Genomic DNA, 20,828 nt, shown 5'->3' with positions numbered 1-20,828 from the left:
AAAGTACACTAAAATAGCTGCCCGCAATTATTTTTGCAGTAAATGATTTTTTCGCTAAACATTTTTCACACATCTGTGTTTTACAATCAGGTAGATAAAATTTTCGTTTGTCGTTCTTTTGAACGATTAGTTTGCAGTTACACAATAGATAAAACATGAGTCCCGAGAACATTTATTCAGAAAATAAGTGGCTACCTTTTAATGGAATTTCACCATTAATAAATGTATATAGATCGTTTCACGATTTAACGCCCGATATAGAATTTATCATCAATACCCATACTTTTCCCGTCAACTTTAAAAAAAATAAGTTTATCACATCACCTTTGCATCGTGATAAATGTACATACCTTATTATAAATGGCATTGCAAGGGGTTTTATGAAAGAAGATAACCTGGAAATAACCACCTGGATTGCAAAAGAGAATGAATTTATAGGCAATATCAGTAATTTTTGGGATGAAAGTGAACCTTCCGAAGAGTATGTGCAGGCCCTTGAGGATGTAGTGGCTATTGGCATTCCCTACACCATGTCGAAGCTGTTATACCTCAATTATCATATTGTAAATTACGTAAGCCGGAAAATGACCCAGCTACATTATCTTCAGGCTTGTGAAAGGGCACTTGTTTCGCGGTTACAATCAGCAGAAAAACGATACCTCAGGTTTATGAAATCATATCCTGAACTGGTTAACAGGGTTCCGTTAAAATATATCGCTTCCTTTTTATGTATGCGCATGGAAACCTTAAGCCGTATCAGGTCTAAATTAGCCATGTCGTTTACAGAAATTCAGTCATCTTAAATAGATATTAATTGTTTTTTAATCACAATTTGCTCCTGGTTATTAATGGTATAAATGTTATTTTAATATCAAAAAAATGTAAAGCCAATAATCAAAATAAAGACGAAGAATTTTAAATGTATTGTCATACTGAGTAAAAGTGACTGATTTGTAATACAATTTTTCATATAATGTTATAGAAAACATCATGTTTTTAACTGATAAAATGGTTTTTTAATATTTTTTATGAAAATTATTTATCTGTTAATCAGTTAGTTGTATTTTGTTTTTGATTTAAATACGTCATTTAGACGATTTAACATTTCTTGCTTATATTTTTTTAAAAATTTATATATATTTGTTCTTACCCTTTCGAGGGTATGTTTTTCATAGGTAGATGTAGGGTCAGAACAATGTTCTGGCCCTTTTTTGTTTTTAATCACCCTTCAGAAAACCTATTTTTGTTTCATGATAAAAAAGAAAGTGGTTGTTGCAGTTACAGGTGCAAGCGGATCTATATATGCCAAAGTTTTATTTGATCAGTTATCCGCACTAAAAGATCAGATTGAAGCAGTTGGTGTGGTGATGAGCGATAATGCAAAAGAAGTTTGGCAATTCGAATTGGGTAACCAGGACTACAGCGATTTTAAAAACTTTACTTTTTATAATAAGAATGATTTTAATGCGCCTTTTGCTTCAGGATCGGCAAAATACGATACCATGATCATCGTTCCATGCTCAATGGGTACTTTGGGTCGCATCGCGCATGGAATATCCAACGACCTGATTTCAAGGGCTGCAGATGTGGCGTTAAAAGAACGCAGAAAATTAATCGCTGTAGTAAGGGATACACCTTTTAGTTTAATACACATTAATAATATGAAAACGGTTACCGAAGCTGGTGGAATGATATGCCCGGCAAATCCATCCTTTTACAGTTTACCGAAAACCATAGAAGAAGTTGCGGGTACGGTAATCAGCAGGGTGCTGGATTTGGCAGGTTTTGAGCAGGAAAGTTATCGCTGGCAAGAAAATTAGTTGGGAGTTGCGGAGCGGTGCGTTTGGAGTAAATTAATCCATTCCGTAAACTTTCCAAACTCCAAACGTCCAGCTCCAAACTAATCATTTGTTAACTTACTGTAATTTGTGACGTAGGCCGGCTCCAGCCTCCTAACTACGAACAAATTTCTTATCTTTGCAGGCTCAATGAAAAAGGTCGCATTTTATACATTAGGTTGTAAACTAAATTTCTCTGAAACCTCAACCATCGGTCGTTTATTTACCGATGCAGGTTATGCCGTGGTAGAATTTCAGGATCAGGCCGATGTTTATGTGATCAATACCTGCTCAGTTACCGAGCATGCGGATAAAAAATGCCGTAAGGTTGTTAAAGAAGCTTTAAAATATTCTCCAAATGCATTTGTAACCATTGTAGGTTGTTATGCGCAACTAAAACCACAGGAAATTGCCGAAATAGAAGGTGTTGATATGGTTTTGGGGGCTGCAGAAAAATTCAGGATTGTAGAATATATTACCGATTTAACCAAACAGCCTAAAGCGGTGGTTCATCAGCAGAATATTGAAAAAGTAAACCATAATTTTATTGCTTCCTATTCAATCGGAGATAGAACACGTACCTTTTTAAAAGTTCAGGATGGTTGCGATTATCCATGTACTTATTGTACTATTCCCTTGGCACGTGGCGCAAGCCGTAGCGATACCATCGGAAATGTGGTTAGCCGTGCAAAAATGATTGCAGAAAGTGGTGTCAAAGAAATTGTATTAACGGGGGTAAACCTTGGAGATTTCGGGATTCGTAACGGAGAGAGGGAAGATAAATTTTTTGATCTGGTAAAAGCATTGGATGAGGTTGAAGGTATCGAAAGAATCCGTATTTCATCAATAGAGCCAAATCTTTTGAGTAACGAAATCATCGAATTTGTTTCTACCTCTAAGCGTTTTGTTCCTCATTTCCATATTCCTTTACAATCAGGTTCTGATAAAATTTTAGGTTTAATGCGCCGCCGTTACCGTCGTGATTTATACGTAGAACGTGTTGCCAAAATTAAAGCGGTAATGCCTCATTGCTGCATCGGTGTAGATGTAATTGTTGGTTTTCCTGGCGAAACCAAAGAAGATTTCTTAGATACTTACCAGTTTTTAAATCAACTTGATATTTCGTACCTGCACGTATTTACTTACTCTGAACGCGAATTAACAGCTGCAGCCGAAATGAAAGGGGTTGTGGCAGGAAGCGAGCGCAACGAACGCAGTAAAATGCTCCACATTTTATCCGATAAAAAACGCAGGGCCTTTTACGAATCTCAGATTGGTACCGAAGGTGAAGTGCTTTTCGAAGCCGATCAAAAATCAGGTTATATGCATGGTTTTACCAAAAATTATGTTAAAGTAAGAGCCAAATACGATCCGGTGATGGTGAACGAATTAAAAGCGGTTAAACTGCTGGAGATTACTGCCGATGGTGAAGTAGAAGTTGCCGAACTAGAGACAGCTTACGCACATCATTAGTTTAGCCTAAAGTCCATAGTCCGATGTCTCAATCAAAATTTTCATCCCTTCCGAATTGTCATACTGAATGCAATGAAGGATCTCCCGGCTATGAAAGACTCGGCCCTTGAAAGTGCTTAGATGAAATATAACATAGATAATAAACATTTTCCATCACAAGATAAATCCTTCACTTGTTTAGGATGGCAAATGAGGCGAAATGGAAGACCCGGTTTTGGAATCTGTCATTTTAAAATCTATTAAAAGCGGAGTGCAGGACTGTAGCAACCAATAAACTACTGGACCACTTTAGCCTTTCTGCTTTAGTCTTTAAGCTTTGGTCTTTCAGCTTTCAGCCTTGGTCTTTCAGCTTTGGTCTTTAATCTTTCAGCTTTGGTCTTTCTTTACTATCTTCGCTTCAAATTATTTGTATGTTTCCTACCGTTTCACACTTTTTAGAATATCTTTTTGGTATTAATTTACCGCTTCCATTTAATACTTTTGGTGTTTTTGTGGCCCTGGCATTTGTGGCCGGGTATTGGGCTTTTACCAAAGAACTTAAGCGTAAAGAAGCGCTGGGTGTACTCCATCCAATTAAAAAAACGGTTGTAATCGGTAAGCCTGCTACAACATCAGAGCTCATTATGAATGGCCTTTTTGGCTTTGTAATCGGCTATAAACTGGTATATGCGCTGTTAAATTATAAACTTTTTGTAAGTGATGCACAAGGCATATTAATGTCGGCTAAAGGAAATATCATTGGTGGATTGTTTTTTGCCGGCTTGTTTGCTTATTGGGATTATACCGAAAAAAATAAGCATAAATTAGATAAACCGAAAGAAACGCTGGTTACTATTCATCCATACCAAACCATGAGCAACCTGATTGTTTGGGCGGCTATTTGGGGCTTTTTGGGTGCCAAATTTTTTGATAACCTGGAGTATTGGGATGACTTTGTTCAACACCCTATTGAAAGGTTATTATCCTTTAGCGGTTTAACTTTTTATGGCGGTTTAATTTGTGGTGGTGCAGCAGTACTGATTATTGCTAAAAGAAATGGAATAAAACCCTTGCACATGCTTGATGTAGGTGGGCCCGGGATGATGCTGGCTTACGCCGTTGGTCGTATTGGCTGTCATTTGGCTGGTGATGGCGACTGGGGAATTGTAAACCTTAACCCGAAACCTTTTTCAGGGCTGCCAGATTGGTTATGGTCTTACAAATACCCAAACAACGTTGTGGGTGAGGGAATACCGATTCCGGGTTGTAGCGGTAAATTTTGTAACGAACTGGCACAAGGCGTTTATCCAACACCCATTTATGAAGTAATTATTTGTCTGATCCTTTTTGCTTTCTTATGGAAAATCAGGGATAAAATCAAAGCTCCGGGCTTAATGTTTGGTATTTACATGATTTTAAATGGTATAGAACGTTTCTGTATCGAATTAATCCGTGTAAATTCTAAATACCATGTTTTTGGCCTGTCATTTACACAAGCCGAAATGATTTCTACATTCCTTGTAGTGGGCGGTATTGCATTATGTGCTTATGCCTTACGAAATAAGAATCAACTGGCTTAATACACTTTTTATAAATTCATTTAAAATCCAACAACAACTTTGTTTGGTTGTTAAATAACTATGAATTACGAATTACTATGCAATAAAGTGATCTCTATTGTAAGGCTTACCGGAAACTTTATCCGTAAAGAAGCCATGCAGTTTGATGCACAAAAAATCGAATACAAAGGCTTAAACGATATGGTGTCTTATGTTGATAAAACAGCAGAGCAGAAACTCGTTCAAAACCTCGAAAAACTCATTCCTGATGCCGGTTTCATTACTGAAGAGAAAACCATCAGCAGAATTGGTAAAACTTATACCTGGATCATCGATCCTTTGGATGGTACCACCAATTTTATCCACGGCATCCCAGCTTATGGGATTAGTGTGGCCCTTTACGAAGATGGTTTACCTGTTGTGGGGGTAGTTTACGAACTAAACAGGGGAGAAATGTTTTATTCATACAAGGGCGGTGCTGCTTTTATGAACAAAAAAGAAATTAAGGTTTCAGTTAATCCCGATTTAAAATCGAGTTTACTGGCTACAGGCTTTCCTTATTATCAGTTTGATAAACAGCCTCAATATTTAAAATTATTGGCCGAAATGATGCAGAAAAGCCATGGCGTGCGCAGAATTGGTGCGGCAGCGATTGATTTGGTATACACCGCATGCGGACGTTTTGATGCTTTTTTCGAATTTAACCTTCAACAATGGGATTTTGCTGCCGGATGTTTCATTGTTCAGCAAGCTGGTGGAGAAGTTTTTGATTTTGCAGGAGGTAATGATTACTTTGAGAAAAGAGAAATTTTAGCAACCAATGGTAAACTTACTACTGAAATGTTAACGGCGATTAAGCAGTATTTTTAATAATAAGACTCGTCACGCTCAGGTATCGTCATGCTAAATTTATTTCAGCATCTTTTCTGCAACTAAGGCCCTGAAATAAATTCAGGGTGACGACTGGATCACATAAAAAAAGGTCCCGATTTACACCGGGACCTTTTCACTATATATGTACTATGAAAAATGCTCAATTAAAGCGCTTCAGAAACTACTTCTGTAACTTCTGGTACCATTCTTTGTAATAAATTCTGGATACCTGATTTAAGCGTAATGGTAGAAGATGGGCAGCCACTGCAAGAACCACGAAGTTCTACCGTAACCACTCCTTCATCAAAAGATTTATAGGTAATGGCACCACCATCCTGCTCAACAGCCGGACGAACATAATCGTGCAAAATCTGCTGAATTTTAATTTCAGTTTCCGAACCTTCAAATGCAGGTGCTTCTTCAGAAGTCGCTTCTTTAATTTTTAATTCAGATTCTACCGCTCCTTTTACAAATTCTTTTAAAATGGCTTCAATATCGCCCCATTCAGCATCATCCGTTTTAGTTACAGTAACAAAGTTACTGGCGAAAAACACACCAGAAACAAAGTTGAACTTAAATAACTCTTTAGCAAACGGAGAATGTTCTGCACTTTCTTTAGTCGCAAAATCCTCACTGCCATTAATTAACAGCTTGTTTACCATGAATTTCATGGTTGCTGGATTTGGAGTCTGTTCTGTATATACGTTAATCGTCATGTCTTAATCAATTTGAATAAACAAAATTAACAATAAGTCATTAATAAAACCTGTAACTGCTGTCTGCTTAACGTCAATTTAATCTGCTTAGAAAACACCGGTATAATTAAATGGCGTAATCACCCTTAATTGCACTTTTATCTCTTCAGAAACCGCTAAACCCTCAATAAACGCCGCAATACTCGCTGCGTTGATTTTTGAGTTTGTTCTGGTCAGTTCTTTTAAAGCTTCATAAGGATTAGGAAAATTCTCTCTTCTTAATACCGTTTGTATCGCCTCCGCCACAACAGCCCAGTTATCATCTAAATCGGCGTGTAAGGCCGCTTCATTCAACAAAATTTTATTTAATCCACGTAAGGTTGAATTAATGGCAATTAAAGTATGACCAAATGGAACACCTACGTTTCTTAAAACGGTAGAATCGGTTAAATCCCTTTGTAAACGCGAAATTGGTAATTTAGCAGCAAAAAACTCGAATAAGGCATTGGCAATTCCGGCGTTTCCTTCTGCATTTTCAAAATCGATAGGATTAACTTTATGTGGCATGGCTGAAGAACCAATTTCTCCTGCTTTAATTTTTTGTTTAAAGTAGTTTTTAGAAATATAGGTCCAAATATCCCTGTCTAAATCGATAATAATGTTGTTAATGCGTTTTAAAGCATCACATTGGGCTGCAAACTGATCGTAATGTTCAATCTGCGTGGTGTGTTGTGCACGGGTCAATCCTAAAGTTTCATTTACAAACTGATTTGAAAAATCAACCCAGTTTACTTCAGGGTAAGCAATGTGGTGTGCATTGAAGTTTCCGGTTGCACCGCCAAATTTTGCACTGTTCGGGATATTTTTTAAACTTTCCAGCTGAATGCTCAGGCGTTCGGCAAAAACCAAAAACTCTTTACCTAATTTAGTAGGAGAGGCTGGTTGACCGTGCGTGTGTGCCAACATCGGGATATCTTTCCACTCCGTTGCAAGTGCATTTATTTTTTCGATTAAAGTATCAATCGCAGGATAATAACTTTCATTTAAAGCCAGTTTAATAGAATATGGAATGGCTGTGTTATTAATATCCTGAGAAGTTAGGCCAAAATGAATAAACTCTTTATAGTTTTGAAGTGAAAGTGCATCGAATTTATTTTTGATAAAATATTCAACAGCTTTAACATCGTGATTGGTTACTTTTTCGGTTTCTTTAATCTCCAATGCATCAACTTCGGAGAAATTTTCGTGGATTTTGCGTAATTCTGCATAAAGATTTCTGTCAAAATTTTCCAAGCCTGGCAAGTTGATCTCACAAAGTGCGATAAAATATTCGATTTCTACAAAAACACGGTATTTAATCAGTGCTTCTTCCGAAAAGTAGGCAGCTAAACTTTCGGTTGTTTTTCTGTAACGACCATCAACAGGTGAAATAGCTTGTAGTGATGTTAAATTCATTATGCGGATTATATTTTTGCCGCAAATTTACTACAATTGATGGATTTTAAGGTCTTGATGTCTAAATAAAAAAAGCCTTAGGTTACTAAGGCTTTTTCTAATGGGTTGATAAAACTACTTTTTAACTTTAGTTGTATCAGTTTTAACGATAGTGTCTTTAACAGTGGTATCTTTTACAGTAGTATCTTTCACTGTAGTATCTACTACTGTAGAATCAACTTTAGAAGAATCAGCGCCGCCATCTTTTTTTTCCGATTTACAAGCAACAACTGATAAAGATAAAGCAAGAGCTAAAAAGCCCATTTTGAATGCATTTTTCATTGTTTTTTTAATTTGTTTGGTTTTTAAATTAATTACTTGCCAATTTATACAAAAAACTTAAAAAAGTAACCCGATATTTTAAATAAAAAAGGTCCCGATTTAAAATCGAGACCTTTTTTATGTTATTTAGCTAAAAAAAAACTAGTGTTTAACTTCTTCTTTAGTAGTTGTAGCTTTAACTGTAGTGTCTTTTACGGTAGAATCTTTAACTACAGTATCAACAGAAGTTGTATCAGTAACAATTGTAGAAGAATCTGTAACTGTAGTGTCAGTGCCATCAGCTTTTTTGTCTGAACCACCACAAGCAGCAACTGTTAAAGATAAAGCCAAGGCTAAAAAGCCTAATTTGAATGCATTTTTCATTTTGTTTTATGTTTTACGGTTAATATCTACTATTAATACACAAAATTTAAAAAGGTAACCCTGTAAAATAAAAAACCCTCACGATTCATCATCGTGAGGGTTTTTTTATGGGTAAGTTAGACTAGTGTTTAACTTCAGTTTTCTCAGTAGTAGTTTTTACCGAAGTATCTTTTACTGTAGAATCTTTAACTACAGTATCTTTTTTAGTTGTATCAGTAATTACAGTTGAAGAATCAGTAGCTGTAGTATCAGCACCTTCTGCTTTTTTTGTAGAGTTACAAGCAACAACTGATAAAGATAAAGCTAAAGCTAAAAAGCCTAATTTGAATGCATTTTTCATTTTTGAGTATTTTTTAAGTAATTAATTAATTTACCTGTTAATGCCTGTTATTTGAAAAGGTAACCCAAAAAAAAATAAAAAAATAAAAAAGGCCCTGAATGTGTATCCAGGACCTTTTTTATATGGTAAAGTTAGACTAGTGTTTAACTTCAGTTGTAGTAGTAGTAGCTTTTACAGTAGTGTCTTTAACTGTAGAATCTTTAACTGTAGTATCTTTTGCAGTAGTATCAGTAACGATAGTAGAAGAATCAGTTAAAGTAGTATCAGCACCTTCAGCTTTTTTCTCTGAGTTACAAGCAACAACTGATAAAGATAAAGCTAAAGCTAAAAAGCCTAATTTGAATGCATTTTTCATTTTTGAATTTTTTTAAAGTAATTAATTTCTTATTAATGCCGCAAAGGTAGAAAGGTAACCCGATAATTTGAAAAAAAGTTGAAATATTTTTTTACCCTTTCCTTTGGGTTACCGTATGGGGGTATTTTGTATTAAGCAAGTATAGTAGCTATAAATATTTTTTTGTCTAATATTGGGTTACTATTTACCGAAAAATGTATTAACTAGTGAATAACAGTTTAAAAGGTTCAGTTCCAACAGATAGAGAGGTTATTTTAGGTATTCTAAATAACTCCGAAGATGCACTTAACAAGTTATACAAAGCCTATTATGCGATGGTTTTGCAGTTTATCCTCAATAACAATGGTGATGAAGATGACGCAAAGGATGTTTATCAGGAGGCCATTATCATTTTGTATAATAAAATTAAGGAGGGAAATTTTGAACTAAGCAGCAAACTTAAAACTTACATTTATTCGGTTTGCCGGCGCATATGGTTGAAAAAACTCAACCTAAACAGTAAAAAGGCTGGTAATATTACCGATTACGAAGATGTATTTGCTGTAGAAGAAGATGTAGAGGAGCATGAAGAAAAAGATCTTCAATTTGTAAAGATGCAATCAGCACTTGATCACCTTGGCGAACCTTGTAAAACCATTATTCAGGATTTTTATATCCACAATTTATCCATGCAGGATATTTGCGAAAAGTTTGGCTATACCAATACCGACAATGCAAAAACACAGAAATACAAGTGCCTGCAACGGTTAAAGAAAATATTTTTTCAACCATAATAATTGAAATGAGAAACGATTTGGAGTTAGATGCAATTATTGAAGATTATCTTTTGGGTAAACTTAATGCACAGGAAACTGAAGCTTTTGAACAGTTACGTCGTAATGATGCCACAGTAGATCATAAAGTAGTTTCGCATAAATTCTTTTTAGAAACTATGGGGACATTTGCTGAGCAGTTGCGTTTAAAAGAACAATTGAACAAGATTCATGCAGAAATTGATGTTGATGGGCTCGCTAACGCACTTAGGCCGCATCCATCACGTGTGGTACAATTGTGGCGTAAGCATAAATCAGCTATTGCCGTTGCAGCCTCATTTTTAGTATTATCGTTGGTTTCTATTTATTCCATCCAGCATAACAGTAAACAGGAAGAACATTACAGGCAATTAAGCAACCAGGTAAATAAAGCCATAAAAACGCAAAACAGCCTGATCAGAAAAATCAACAATAATACAACTACATCTGATAAACCAAGTGTACAGAACAGCTTTGGCGGTACAGGTTTTGCTATTTCTACCAATGGTTACATTTTAACTAACCTTCATATTATCAATGGTGCCGATTCTTTATATGTGCAAAACAGTAAAGGAGAATCTTTCAAAGTAAAATCTGTTTACACAGACCCACAGAATGATATCGCCATCTTAAAAATCAGCGATAAACATTTCAGTAATTTATCATCTATCCCTTATACAATTAAGAGGAATATGAGCAGCATTGGTGAGATAGTATATACTTTGGGCTATCCAAAAGACGATGCGGTGTTGGGAGAAGGTTATGTAAGTTCGAAAAATGGTTTTATTGGTGATACGACACAGTATCAGGTGGCAATTTCGGTTAACCCGGGTAATAGCGGCGGACCTGTTTTAGATAATAACGGAAATTTAGTTGGTATTATCAGTGGTAAACCAGATCAGACTGAAGGAGCGGCTTTCGCTATTAAATCAAAATATATTTTAGAAGCCATGAGGGCAATTCCTCAGGATTCGTTAGGATCAAATAAACTTTCTGCTAATAAAAAAAGTTTGCTTTCAGGTTTAAAACGGACCAAGCAGATCGAAAAAATACAGGATTATGTATTTATGATTAAAGCATATTAAGTTAAAAACCCAAACAAATTAATATTCTTAAACCCTGTAGATCAAAAATCTTCAGGGTTTTTTATTGAATTGTAATTTGGAGGTCTTAAATTAATATTATGTCTATGTATTTACTATACTATTGTTTAGATTTGTTTAATCAACTTAAAAATTATCATATTATGAGCATAAGATTAGGCGATACCGCACCGAACTTCCAGGCCAATACCTCTATTGGTGAAATCGATTTTTACGAATATTTAGGTGATAGCTGGGGTGTATTATTCTCTCACCCTGCAGATTATACGCCCGTTTGTACAACAGAATTGGGAAGAACGGCCGCTTTAAAAGGTGAATTTGAAAAAAGAAACGTTAAAGTTTTGGCATTAAGTGTCGATTCTGCCGAATCACATAAAGGCTGGATCAATGATATTAATGAAACACAAAATACTTCAGTTGAGTTTCCGATTATTGCGGATCCGGATAAAACGGTAGCCAATCTTTATGATATGATCCATCCAAATGCTTCAGAAACATTAACAGTAAGGTCTTTATTCGTGATTAGTCCGGATAAAAAGGTAAAATTAATCATTACCTATCCAGCTTCTACCGGAAGAAACTTTAATGAAGTATTGCGTGTAATCGATTCATTACAGCTTACTGCAAATTATAGCGTGGCAACACCTGCTGATTGGCAGGATGGAGAGGACGTAATTGTAGTAAACAGCATTAAAACCGAAGATATTCCGGCTAAATTTCCAAAAGGACATCAGGTAATTAAGCCTTATTTACGTACTACACCTCAACCGAATAAATAATTTGAACAATTGCCTTTTTTTGAAACGCAACATTATTGTTGAACAGCCAAAAAGGACTTGTATTACAGGTGCTAATTATTATATTTGGTTGTTTTGTTTCAATATTAACGCTCAAACTGATTGTTTATCCCCAATTTAATAGTCAATTGGTTGAATGAAATGCTGATCAAGGCGTAAAAGGTTTATTTATTTTATACAATTTTTTATTTTTTTATGGCAACCGGAAAAGTTAAGTGGTTTAACACTCAAAAAGGCTTTGGATTTATTGTGCAAGAAGACAATAAAGACTTATTTGTACATTTTAAAGATGTTTTAGGTGGAATCGAAAGCTTGAAAGAAAACGACACAGTAGAATTTGAAGTAGCTGAAGGCAGAAAAGGTTTACAGGCCGTAAACGTTAAGAAGGTTTAAGCGATAATATACTACACTATTTCTTCATCCCTACAAAAAGCCTTTCGAGAGAAAGGCTTTTTGTATTTGTAGCGCCTTGTTTGTCATTCTGAGTAAACTGGGATTTTATCGTAAAGAGCTTCTCGTTTGCAGATTCTTCACGAATACCATTAATAATACTGAATAATCGAAGCTTTCAAAATCACATTTTCTCCATCAGCAATTTTAGTAAAGATCAAAAACTGCTCCTGATCGGCTTTAATTTTATATTTTTTTACTAAATCTTCAGGTTTTGCCGGGTAGTTACGGACAATTACATTAGCTTTTAAGTTATTAAGTTTTTTCAGTTCACTGGTGCTTAATATGGCCTCAATTTTGAATATTCTGCCCGGAAATTCTTTATTTATTGACTTAAAGGTATACAGCTGAGTTTGTGAATGCAATTTTAATAAACCATAAGTAGCGCCAATTAAATTAAAGGCACCTGATTTTAGTAAAGCAGCATCTGGTTCATATAAATATTCACCAATGCTTAAATTGTCTGTAAACTGCACTGAACTATTTGATGCGGATTTGTAAAAAGAAAAATCTTTTTCAATCCCGATATTTAAGGTTACTGCTATCACTTTCGTGTCATCATGATAACCTTTGTCGATTACCCACAAAAGTTCTTTACACTCATTTTTTACACTTAAGATGTGGATCTCACTCACCTGCTTTAATTCTGATAATCCTGCAGAAATATCAAGTAAGGGAGCAGTTTTGATGATAATTCTTGATGATTTTTCTAATAGCGTATCCAGGTTGCTTACCACATCAGGTGTGCAATCTTTTAGCATAAAAACTTTACCTTTTTCGGCACGTCGGGCAGGATCTACGTAAATGGTATCGAAAACGACCTTATTATCCTGAATATAAGCTATTCCATCTTCAGATTTAAATTTGATATTATCAGCCTGCAGCGCTTGCGCATTATGTTGGGCAATGGCTGATAATTCAGGGTTAATTTCGCAATGTATAACCGCTTTTATCTGTTTTGCAAAGTAATAACTATCAATACCAAAACCTCCGGTAATATCGATTAAAGTATCTCCTTTAACCAGTTTGGATTTGTATTTCGCTGTAATTTCGGAAGAAGTTTGCTCGATGGATAATACCGGAGGATAATAAATATTGTGGGTATTAAACCAAGTCGGTAATTTTTTTTCTGATTTCTTTTTGGCAGTAATTTGAGTGGCTAATTCTGCAGCAATAATACCTTCGAACGGACTTCTAGCTAAAGCAATCTGATTTACATCGGCATTTAGATTTGCGCTGATGTAATCCTGGACGGGTTTGGCTAAAAGTTTGTTGTTCATGTGGGGTATGGAGTATCAAGTAAGGAGTATCAAGTATTAAGTATCAAGTATGGAGTATTAAGTATCAAGACAATATTTATCTTGTGGCATCGGACCTCTAGCCTCTAACTATTTATTCTTCATCACCATTTGGCAGGTATGGCGACTTTTTACTTCGAGTAAGATATCTTTTTCGACCGTTACGCGTTCGATGGTTTGCTGGTTGTAATAACGGATGGTGACCAACTCCAGGCCTTTGTTGTATTTTACTGTAAACTCGTCTGAAAGATCCTTAATCAGTTTTTCAATCTGGACAGGATGATCATCAATACTTACCGAGAAACTGATTGCAGAGTTGAGCATGGTATTGATTTTGATTTTATGCCTGTGGAAAAGCTCAAAAATATTGCTCAGGTTTTCTTCAATAATAAAGGAATAATCTTTCGGGAAGATGGAAATCAACGCCTGGTTCACCTTGAAAATAAAAGAAGGAATAGGCAGTGGATTATTTTCTTTGGTAATGGCTGTTCCTGAGCCTTCTGGCTGAATAAAAGATCTTACAAATAGCGGAATCCCTTTATTTTGAAGCGGTTTTATGGTTTTTGGATGAATTACCGTAGCGCCATAATAAGTAAGTTCTATCGCATCATGATAGGACAGCTGAGCAATTTTTTCAGTTTCATCAAACCATTTCGGATCTGCATTTAATACCCCGGGAACATCTTTCCAAATGGTTAAAGCCACAGCATCTAAACAGGATGCGAATATGGCCGCAGAATAATCAGAACCCTCACGACCTAGTGTAGTGGTGTAATTTTCACTGGTTCCACCAATAAAACCTTGGGTTACAATAATGTTATCGCTTAAAAGTGGCAATAAATCTTTCTGTATAATCTGGTTGGTTTTAACCCAGTCTACCTTTCCTTCGCGATAGGTATTATCGGTTTGGATGTAGTTGCGTGCATCAGCCCAAAGTGCTTTATTGCCGGTTTCATTTAACCACGCCGACACAATTTTAGTAGAAACTACCTCACCAATGGATACAATCTGATCATAAATGTAATCAGGATTGTTATCTGGTTCATCTTCAATCAGCCAATCGATTTCCACAAAAGTATTGGCCACATCATCGTAAACCGGATGGTGTTTTCCCTGAAAAAGTTCGTCTATAATATTGAAATGAAAATGTTTAATTTCTTCAAAAATAGCATGTGCTTCGTCGTTCTGAGCTAGAAATGCTTGGGTAAGGTCTTCTAATCGATTAGTGATTTTGCCCATTGCTGAAATTACAATCAGTAGATTGGCTTTTTTGTAATCGCGTACAATATTGGCCAGATTTTTTACACCTGCCACATCTTTTACCGAGGCACCTCCAAACTTAAAAATATCCATAATTAAAATGCCTTGATTTGTTCTGTAGAAAGGGCTGCGTTTAACCAGCCACTCTCCAAATGCGCTTTGTATTTATTATAAAAATTGATTGCTGGTTCGTTCCAGTCGAGTACTTGCCATACCATGCCGCTGTAATTGCCATTTATGGCTTCTTCCATTACTTTTTCGAATAATATTTTACCTAATCCTTTTCCTCTGAATTCTTCTGTTACGATAAAATCTTCGAGGTATAACCTACAACCTTTCCATGTTGAGTAGCGCGTGTAATACAGCGCAAAACCAACAATTATATGATCCACTTCGGCAACGAAAGCCTTCCAAACCGGGTTTTTACCAAAGCCAGCATCAACAAAATGTTCTAAAGTAACCGTTACTTCTTCAGGAGCACGCTCATAAATGGCGAGTTCATTAATTAACTCCAATATTCTTGGACAATCTTCGGCAGTGGCAAATCTGATGTTTAAATTCATATTAATTGGCCGTAATATCGTTTTTGAAATGTTTAATTACTCTTTTTCCAAAAATACTGCTGCCGATACGAACCATGGTGCTTCCTTCTTCAATGGCAATTTTGTAATCAGCGCTCATTCCGGTCGATATTTCTTTAAAAGAATCTTCTTTACGGAAAAAACTGGTTTTAATGCCATCGAAAAATATCTTTAGTTCATTAAATTCGATGGTAATCTGTTTTTCGTTTTTGGTGTTGGTGGCAATGCCCATTAATCCGACAATACGGATGTTTTTCAATGCAGCGTATGCTTCATCACGTAGCAATTCGATTACTTCATCAAAACCGAGTCCGAATTTAGTGTCTTCATCGGCAATGTAAACCTGCAGCAAACAATCGATTATACGTTTGTTTTTTGCCGCTTGTTTATCAATTTCCTGCAGCAGTTTTAAACTGTCTACACCGTGGATTAATTTTACAAAAGGTGCAATATATTTTACTTTATTGGATTGAAGGTGGCCAATAAGGTGCCACTCGATATCTTTAGGAAGCTGTGCTTCTTTATCGACCATTTCTTGAACATGGTTTTCTCCAAAAATGCGCTGTCCGGCATTGTATGCTTCTAAAATTGATTCTATTGGTTGTGTTTTTGAAACTGCAATCAGTTTAACCCCGTCCGATTCAACTTCGCTTTTATATTGTTTAAGATTATCAGCTATGCTCATTTATAACTATTTTTGGTAAAATTAATAACCTTGCCGCAATTTGGGCAAAAAATAATATTTTAATTAAACATGAAGAGATTAATATGGGTTTTAATGACAGCTATATTATGGTTTGGCTGCAAACCAGGGATACCTGATGGCATTATTAAACCCGATAGAATGGAAAAGATTTTATATGACATGCATATTGTGGATGGCTATATTTCCAATATCTACGTGGCAGATTCAGCCAAAAAGGTAGCAGCAGCTTATTATAAAGGTATTTATAAAAAATTTGGGACAGATTCTGCCGAATACAATAAAAGTTTGATCTGGTATAATACAAACCCGGTTGAACTTGAAGCGATGTATAAAAATATACAGAAAGCCTTAGCCAAGCAGAAAAAAGCTGTAGATCTTGCCGACAAGATGATTCAGAAAAAGAAGTTTAAAGCAGATTCATTGGTGATTGCGAAGAAATTTAAGGCCGATTCCCTCGCCATCAGGAAAAAAATGAAACCTGATTCTTTATCAAAAGTAAAAGCTACGGCAGAAATCGCAAAAAAGAAAAAACAGGCCGATTCACTCATTAATACAAAGAAAACCGGGGCGTTACAAGTGGTTTCAGCCACTACTCCGGTACAGGTAAAATAATATGTTATATCCCGATAATTGTTTAGAACGTTTAGGTTTTGTAGAAATCAGGCAGCTGATTAGCAAACATTGCTTGAGCCCAATGGGCCAGGCGATGGTGGGCAAGATGCAGGTGATGAACCGTTTTGATCAGATTGATAAATTTTTACGCCAAACAAACGAGTTTAAAAGTATCCTGCAAAATCAGGAGCCACTACAGATCAATACATTTTTTGATATCAAATCACTGGTTGATAAAATCAGGGTAGAAGGTACTTATCTGTTAGAGGATGAGTGGTTTCAGGTATATACTTCTTTGCAAACCGTTTTTTCGGTACTCCGTTTTTTCGAAGAAAGGGCCGAAGTATATCCAACACTCGAAGCTTTATTTGAGCATTTGCCTATTGAAAAAACAATCCTCCGGAAAATAGAAACCGTAATAGATGCCAAAGGAAAAATCAAACCAAATGCATCGAAAGAATTACAGGAGATTACTTCTGCTATTGCAAAAGCTGAACAGGATGTACGTAAACGTATGGATTCTATTTATAAGCAGGCCATTGCCAACAATTGGGTTGCCGATGGTAGTTTAACCATTCGTGATGGAAGGATGTGTATTCCGGTTTTGGCCGAGAACAAAAGAAAGTTAAAAGGTTTTGTACACGACGAGTCAGCGACCGGGCAGACCGTATACATCGAACCGGAAGAGGTTTTTACCTTAAATAACAAACTCCGCGATTTAGAATTTGATAAACGCAGGGAAATTATTAAAATTTTGATTGCACTTACAGATGATTTACGCCCATATTCGCCGTTGTTGCTTTCTTATCATGGTTTTCTTACCAAATTAGATTTTGTACGGGCGAAAGCCTTGTTTGCAATGGATATTGAAGCAGAGATGCCTGGTTTGTTAAAAGAACCGAAAACTAAACTGATCAATGCAAGGCACCCTTTGTTATCGATCTCTTTTGCGGCAGAAAAGAAAACCGTTACCCCATTAAATATCCATATTGATGCAGAAACGCGTGTGGTATTGGTATCAGGACCAAATGCCGGTGGTAAGTCAGTTTGTATGAAAACGGTTGGTTTATTGCAAATTATGCTGCAAACAGGTTTGTTGATTCCGGTTGATGCGAATAGTGAAGTGGGAATATTTGAAAACATTTTTGCCGATATCGGCGACGACCAATCAATAGAAAGTGATTTGAGTACCTACAGTGCCCATTTGAAAAAAATGCGCTATTTTGTAGAGCACGCCTCGCCAAAAACCATGGTGCTGATTGATGAATTTGGTACCGGTACCGATCCGCAGTTTGGTGGGCCAATGGCTGAAGCGGTTTTAGAAGTACTGAACAATAAAAAAGTTAGAGGGGTAATTACGACCCACTATTCTAATTTAAAGCTTTTCGCAGGCAATACCCCAGGACTTGAAAATGCATCGATGCTTTTTGATAACGCAAAGATGAAACCGCTTTACATTTTGGAAATGGGCAAACCTGGTAGTTCTTATGCCTTTGAAATTGCGCAAAATATCGGCTTGCCAAAAGAGGTGATTCAACTGGCCAGAGAAAAAACGGGTTCAAACCAAAACAGGGTAGATACGATGCTGGTTGATCTGGAACGTGAAAAGAAAAATGTTTATGATGCTAAAGTAAGTTTGGCCAACCAGCAGAATAAGGCGAAAAACCTTGTTGTCGAAAATGAAAAGTTAAAAACGTTTTTAGAAGAGAACAAGAAAATCCTGATTAAAGAAGCGAAGCAAGAGGCACAGAATATTATTAAAAACGCCAATAAACTGGTGGAAAATACCATTGCTGAAATTAAAGAAAAGCAGGCGGATAAAGAAGTAACGAAAGTCCTCCGTCAGAATCTGCAGCAAGAGCTGGTTAAAAATACAGTTCCGAAAGAACGTCCGAAACCAGTGCCGGTGGTTTTAGGCGGTGAAATTGAAGTAGGCGATCTGGTTAAATTTACGGATAGTGAAACCATTGGTCAGGTTTTAGAAATTAACCGGAATGAACTGATTTTAGCGATTGGCGATTTACGTTCAACAGTTAAAAAGAACCGTGTACAAAAGGTAAGTAACCGGGAAGCTAAAAAAGTAATCCAAAGCAGTGCAAATTCTTTTGCCGGGCGGATGAATGATGCTGTTTCGGGCTTCAGGGCTGAATTGGACCTCCGCGGAAAACGTACTGAAGATGCCCTGCACGAAGTTGAAAAATATCTGGATAAGGCCATTATGCTAGGTTTTCCTTCTATCAAATTGATCCACGGTAAAGGTGATGGGATTTTGAGAAAAATGATCAGGGAATATTTACGGAAGTATAGCCAGGTGAACAGGATGGAAGATGAACATGCGGATAGAGGTGGAGATGGGATTACCTATGTTTATTTGAATTGATCGTGGTGTAGGATGTTACCATCAGACACTGTAAATAATATTTCGCGATAAAATCGCAAGGCTATTTATGACGGTCTACTAATAGTTGTGGTGTCGGATGTTACCATCCGACACTAAATATTTTTTTTGAAAATCTGTCAGATGGTAACATCTAACAGCACATCAACATCTAATGGCACGCAAGAAAAACAAAACTTTTATAGCCGTAACTGTGTTATTTCTAAAACGTTACGGCTATGAAAAAACTCTTACTCTGCCTTTTTGTGGTAATGGTTGCCACAACTTGCAAAAAAACTGATGATGGTAATGAAGATCCCGGAACCCTGCCTGATGTAGAATTAAAGGCAAAAGTTGTGGTTTCCGGCTTAAATCTTCCCTGGGAAATGGTTTACGGACCGGACAATTTTATCTGGTTTACCGAAAAGGCTGGTAAAATCAGCCGGTTAAATCCTGCTACTGGTCAGGTTACGCCATTACTTACTATTTCTGAGGTGCGTACCAACGGCGAAGGTGGTTTGCTGGGAATGGCTTTACACCCCGAATTTACTTCCAATCCTTATGTTTATGTTGTTTATGATTATGGAAATACTTATAAGGCTAAAGTTGTGCGTTATACTTATGGCGGGGGAAATTTAAGCAGTCCGCTGGTGTTGTTAGATCAGATTCCTGCTGCCTCCATTCATAATGGGTCTCGTTTGTTAATTAGCGGTGGTAAGCTTTTTATCAGTACTGGGGATGCATCCGACACGGCCAATCCTCAAAATATAAATTCACTAGCCGGTAAGATTTTAAGGATTAATTTAGATGGTTCTATTCCGGCAGATAATCCTTACCCAAATAACCCGGTTTGGAGTTTAGGGCATCGCAATGCGCAAGGTTTGGTTCAGGTAGGCAATAAAATATTTTCTTCAGAACATGGTCCGGATTCGGATGATGAAATCAATATCATTGAAAAAGGAAGAAATTATGGCTGGCCTAATATTAAAGGCTTTTGTAATGAGAGTGGGGAACAATCTTTCTGCAGTGCCAACAATGTGGCAGAACCTTTAATCAACTGGACGCCAACCATTGCACCAAGTGGTTTGGCCTATTACAACAATAATTATATTCCGCAGTTTAAAAATTCGCTGTTATTAGCCGTGTTAAAAGGGACTAAATTAATGCAGTTGAAATTAGATGATGCACAGGCGAAAATCGTTTCGACGAAAGATTTTTATGTAAATACTTATGGTCGGATCAGGGCTGTTTGCCAATCGCCTGAAGGGAAAATTTATATCTGTACGAGTAATGGAAGCGATGATAAAATTGTAGAAATTGCCAAATAGCTATTTCTTTTTATTATCCGGGCATTTTTTACAGCGTTTACCTTTTTTAAATTTCTCGCAGCATTTTTTGTGCTCGGCGGTACAGCTGAAAATAAAACCCATGCCCTTTTGAAATTCAGGATCGGTGGGTAATATAAATAAACTTTCTTCTCTCTCGTAAATCATTGCTGCACAAAGGTAATGGTTATTTAGATTAATTCCAATTGATAAATATTCCCTGTAGATTTAAAAATTATAATTGCGGCATTTTTGATGGCAATTTGTAATTTAGCGA

The 20,828-nt window shown here is 36.4% G+C and carries 22 protein-coding genes; 12 read left to right on the top strand and 10 right to left on the bottom strand.

Going from position 1 to position 20,828, the window contains the following annotated elements:
* The first annotated feature begins 155 nt into the window (after positions 1-155).
* The 5 genes from R2R28_RS25290 to R2R28_RS25270 all read left to right on the top strand — a co-directional run bounded on the left by R2R28_RS25290 (position 156) and on the right by R2R28_RS25270 (position 5,719).
* Positions 156-803 (top strand): Crp/Fnr family transcriptional regulator, encoded by a 648-nt coding sequence (locus R2R28_RS25290; protein WP_316828436.1) that lies wholly within the window; start codon positions 156-158, stop codon positions 801-803.
* 447 nt (positions 804-1,250) lie between these two features.
* Positions 1,251-1,820, top strand: coding sequence for a UbiX family flavin prenyltransferase (locus tag R2R28_RS25285; protein WP_316828435.1), 570 nt, complete (start codon positions 1,251-1,253; stop codon positions 1,818-1,820).
* Between the two features lie 168 nt (positions 1,821-1,988).
* Positions 1,989-3,311 carry a tRNA (N(6)-L-threonylcarbamoyladenosine(37)-C(2))-methylthiotransferase MtaB gene (gene mtaB / locus R2R28_RS25280; protein WP_316828434.1) on the top strand — a complete coding sequence of 441 codons (1,323 nt, stop codon included), beginning with the start codon at positions 1,989-1,991 and terminating at the stop codon, positions 3,309-3,311.
* A 410-nt stretch (positions 3,312-3,721) separates the two neighbouring features.
* Positions 3,722-4,870 (top strand): prolipoprotein diacylglyceryl transferase, encoded by a 1,149-nt coding sequence (locus R2R28_RS25275; protein ID WP_316828433.1) that lies wholly within the window; start codon positions 3,722-3,724, stop codon positions 4,868-4,870.
* A gap of 60 nt (positions 4,871-4,930) precedes the next feature.
* Positions 4,931-5,719, top strand: a complete 789-nt coding sequence (locus tag R2R28_RS25270; RefSeq protein ID WP_316828432.1) for an inositol monophosphatase family protein — start codon at positions 4,931-4,933, stop codon at positions 5,717-5,719.
* A 167-nt stretch (positions 5,720-5,886) separates the two neighbouring features.
* Here R2R28_RS25270 and R2R28_RS25265 read toward each other — a convergent pair whose 3' ends face one another.
* From R2R28_RS25265 to R2R28_RS25240, 6 genes are all read right to left on the bottom strand, one after another.
* Positions 5,887-6,438: a NifU family protein gene (locus R2R28_RS25265; RefSeq protein ID WP_316828431.1), complete on the bottom strand. Its 552-nt coding sequence runs from the start codon at positions 6,436-6,438 to the stop codon at positions 5,887-5,889.
* Between the two features lie 87 nt (positions 6,439-6,525).
* On the bottom strand, positions 6,526-7,872 hold the full coding sequence (purB, locus tag R2R28_RS25260; protein WP_316828430.1) for an adenylosuccinate lyase: 1,347 nt from the start codon (positions 7,870-7,872) through the stop codon (positions 6,526-6,528).
* Positions 7,873-7,986: 114 nt separating this feature from the next.
* A complete protein-coding gene (locus R2R28_RS25255; RefSeq protein WP_316828429.1) occupies positions 7,987-8,193 on the bottom strand; it encodes a hypothetical protein in 207 nt (68 codons plus the stop codon).
* A 141-nt stretch (positions 8,194-8,334) separates the two neighbouring features.
* Positions 8,335-8,556, bottom strand: coding sequence for a hypothetical protein (locus tag R2R28_RS25250; RefSeq protein ID WP_316828428.1), 222 nt, complete (start codon positions 8,554-8,556; stop codon positions 8,335-8,337).
* Between the two features lie 121 nt (positions 8,557-8,677).
* Positions 8,678-8,896 carry a hypothetical protein gene (locus R2R28_RS25245; RefSeq protein ID WP_316828427.1) on the bottom strand — a complete coding sequence of 73 codons (219 nt, stop codon included), beginning with the start codon at positions 8,894-8,896 and terminating at the stop codon, positions 8,678-8,680.
* A gap of 136 nt (positions 8,897-9,032) precedes the next feature.
* Positions 9,033-9,251 (bottom strand): hypothetical protein, encoded by a 219-nt coding sequence (locus tag R2R28_RS25240; RefSeq protein ID WP_025142863.1) that lies wholly within the window; start codon positions 9,249-9,251, stop codon positions 9,033-9,035.
* A gap of 206 nt (positions 9,252-9,457) precedes the next feature.
* On the opposite strand from R2R28_RS25240, the gene R2R28_RS25235 reads away from it, so the two are divergent.
* From R2R28_RS25235 to R2R28_RS25220, 4 genes are all read left to right on the top strand, one after another.
* On the top strand, positions 9,458-10,024 hold the full coding sequence (locus R2R28_RS25235) for a sigma-70 family RNA polymerase sigma factor (RefSeq protein ID WP_316828426.1): 567 nt from the start codon (positions 9,458-9,460) through the stop codon (positions 10,022-10,024).
* 8 nt (positions 10,025-10,032) lie between these two features.
* The gene (locus R2R28_RS25230; protein ID WP_316828425.1) at positions 10,033-11,127 is read left to right on the top strand and encodes a S1C family serine protease; all 1,095 of its coding nucleotides are present in this window, start codon (positions 10,033-10,035) and stop codon (positions 11,125-11,127) included.
* A 161-nt stretch (positions 11,128-11,288) separates the two neighbouring features.
* Positions 11,289-11,924, top strand: a complete 636-nt coding sequence (locus tag R2R28_RS25225; RefSeq protein ID WP_316828424.1) for a peroxiredoxin — start codon at positions 11,289-11,291, stop codon at positions 11,922-11,924.
* Between the two features lie 213 nt (positions 11,925-12,137).
* On the top strand, positions 12,138-12,335 hold the full coding sequence (locus R2R28_RS25220) for a cold-shock protein (RefSeq protein ID WP_029276380.1): 198 nt from the start codon (positions 12,138-12,140) through the stop codon (positions 12,333-12,335).
* Positions 12,336-12,484: 149 nt separating this feature from the next.
* On the opposite strand, the gene R2R28_RS25215 is transcribed toward R2R28_RS25220, so the two are convergent.
* The 4 genes from R2R28_RS25215 to R2R28_RS25200 form a co-directional block, all read right to left on the bottom strand.
* Complete coding sequence (locus R2R28_RS25215) at positions 12,485-13,672, bottom strand: THUMP-like domain-containing protein (RefSeq protein WP_316828422.1); 1,188 nt, start codon at positions 13,670-13,672, stop codon at positions 12,485-12,487.
* Positions 13,673-13,780: 108 nt separating this feature from the next.
* Entirely contained in the window at positions 13,781-15,043 is a 1,263-nt protein-coding gene (locus R2R28_RS25210; protein WP_316828421.1) for an aspartate kinase, read from the bottom strand.
* A gap of 2 nt (positions 15,044-15,045) precedes the next feature.
* Positions 15,046-15,513, bottom strand: a complete 468-nt coding sequence (locus R2R28_RS25205; protein WP_316828420.1) for a GNAT family N-acetyltransferase — start codon at positions 15,511-15,513, stop codon at positions 15,046-15,048.
* 1 nt (position 15,514) lies between these two features.
* Complete coding sequence (locus R2R28_RS25200; protein WP_316828419.1) at positions 15,515-16,216, bottom strand: YggS family pyridoxal phosphate-dependent enzyme; 702 nt, start codon at positions 16,214-16,216, stop codon at positions 15,515-15,517.
* Positions 16,217-16,285: 69 nt separating this feature from the next.
* Between R2R28_RS25200 and R2R28_RS25195 the strand changes: the two genes are divergently transcribed.
* From R2R28_RS25195 to R2R28_RS25185, 3 genes are all read left to right on the top strand, one after another.
* Positions 16,286-16,849 (top strand): DUF4296 domain-containing protein, encoded by a 564-nt coding sequence (locus R2R28_RS25195; protein ID WP_316828418.1) that lies wholly within the window; start codon positions 16,286-16,288, stop codon positions 16,847-16,849.
* 1 nt (position 16,850) lies between these two features.
* The gene (locus R2R28_RS25190) at positions 16,851-19,229 is read left to right on the top strand and encodes an endonuclease MutS2 (RefSeq protein WP_316828417.1); all 2,379 of its coding nucleotides are present in this window, start codon (positions 16,851-16,853) and stop codon (positions 19,227-19,229) included.
* 236 nt (positions 19,230-19,465) lie between these two features.
* Positions 19,466-20,554 carry a PQQ-dependent sugar dehydrogenase gene (locus R2R28_RS25185; RefSeq protein WP_316828416.1) on the top strand — a complete coding sequence of 363 codons (1,089 nt, stop codon included), beginning with the start codon at positions 19,466-19,468 and terminating at the stop codon, positions 20,552-20,554.
* The last annotated feature ends 274 nt before the right edge of the window (positions 20,555-20,828 follow it).

Origin of the sequence: Pedobacter miscanthi (genome assembly GCF_032678605.1) — a bacterium.
Taxonomy (GTDB): Bacteria; Bacteroidota; Bacteroidia; order Sphingobacteriales; family Sphingobacteriaceae; genus Pedobacter; species Pedobacter miscanthi_A.
This window is presented reverse-complemented; position numbering and strand designations above follow the sequence as displayed.

What these genes read in the sequence shown, in the direction of transcription:
- R2R28_RS25250 (WP_316828428.1), bottom strand. Translation starts at nt 8,556, where the DNA reads ATGAAAAATGCATTCAAATTAGGCTTTTTAGCCTTGGCTTTATCTTTA.
- R2R28_RS25285 (WP_316828435.1), top strand. Translation starts at nt 1,251, where the DNA reads ATGATAAAAAAGAAAGTGGTTGTTGCAGTTACAGGTGCAAGCGGATCT.
- R2R28_RS25270 (WP_316828432.1), top strand. Translation starts at nt 4,931, where the DNA reads ATGAATTACGAATTACTATGCAATAAAGTGATCTCTATTGTAAGGCTT.
- R2R28_RS25225 (WP_316828424.1), top strand. Translation starts at nt 11,289, where the DNA reads ATGAGCATAAGATTAGGCGATACCGCACCGAACTTCCAGGCCAATACC.
- mtaB (WP_316828434.1), top strand. Translation starts at nt 1,989, where the DNA reads ATGAAAAAGGTCGCATTTTATACATTAGGTTGTAAACTAAATTTCTCT.
- R2R28_RS25200 (WP_316828419.1), bottom strand. Translation starts at nt 16,216, where the DNA reads ATGAGCATAGCTGATAATCTTAAACAATATAAAAGCGAAGTTGAATCG.
- purB (WP_316828430.1), bottom strand. Translation starts at nt 7,872, where the DNA reads ATGAATTTAACATCACTACAAGCTATTTCACCTGTTGATGGTCGTTAC.
- R2R28_RS25185 (WP_316828416.1), top strand. Translation starts at nt 19,466, where the DNA reads ATGAAAAAACTCTTACTCTGCCTTTTTGTGGTAATGGTTGCCACAACT.
- R2R28_RS25240 (WP_025142863.1), bottom strand. Translation starts at nt 9,251, where the DNA reads ATGAAAAATGCATTCAAATTAGGCTTTTTAGCTTTAGCTTTATCTTTA.
- R2R28_RS25275 (WP_316828433.1), top strand. Translation starts at nt 3,722, where the DNA reads ATGTTTCCTACCGTTTCACACTTTTTAGAATATCTTTTTGGTATTAAT.
- R2R28_RS25255 (WP_316828429.1), bottom strand. Translation starts at nt 8,193, where the DNA reads ATGAAAAATGCATTCAAAATGGGCTTTTTAGCTCTTGCTTTATCTTTA.
- R2R28_RS25290 (WP_316828436.1), top strand. Translation starts at nt 156, where the DNA reads ATGAGTCCCGAGAACATTTATTCAGAAAATAAGTGGCTACCTTTTAAT.
- R2R28_RS25190 (WP_316828417.1), top strand. Translation starts at nt 16,851, where the DNA reads ATGTTATATCCCGATAATTGTTTAGAACGTTTAGGTTTTGTAGAAATC.
- R2R28_RS25210 (WP_316828421.1), bottom strand. Translation starts at nt 15,043, where the DNA reads ATGGATATTTTTAAGTTTGGAGGTGCCTCGGTAAAAGATGTGGCAGGT.
- R2R28_RS25265 (WP_316828431.1), bottom strand. Translation starts at nt 6,438, where the DNA reads ATGACGATTAACGTATATACAGAACAGACTCCAAATCCAGCAACCATG.
- R2R28_RS25220 (WP_029276380.1), top strand. Translation starts at nt 12,138, where the DNA reads ATGGCAACCGGAAAAGTTAAGTGGTTTAACACTCAAAAAGGCTTTGGA.
- R2R28_RS25245 (WP_316828427.1), bottom strand. Translation starts at nt 8,896, where the DNA reads ATGAAAAATGCATTCAAATTAGGCTTTTTAGCTTTAGCTTTATCTTTA.
- R2R28_RS25215 (WP_316828422.1), bottom strand. Translation starts at nt 13,672, where the DNA reads ATGAACAACAAACTTTTAGCCAAACCCGTCCAGGATTACATCAGCGCA.
- R2R28_RS25205 (WP_316828420.1), bottom strand. Translation starts at nt 15,513, where the DNA reads ATGAATTTAAACATCAGATTTGCCACTGCCGAAGATTGTCCAAGAATA.
- R2R28_RS25230 (WP_316828425.1), top strand. Translation starts at nt 10,033, where the DNA reads ATGAGAAACGATTTGGAGTTAGATGCAATTATTGAAGATTATCTTTTG.
- R2R28_RS25195 (WP_316828418.1), top strand. Translation starts at nt 16,286, where the DNA reads ATGAAGAGATTAATATGGGTTTTAATGACAGCTATATTATGGTTTGGC.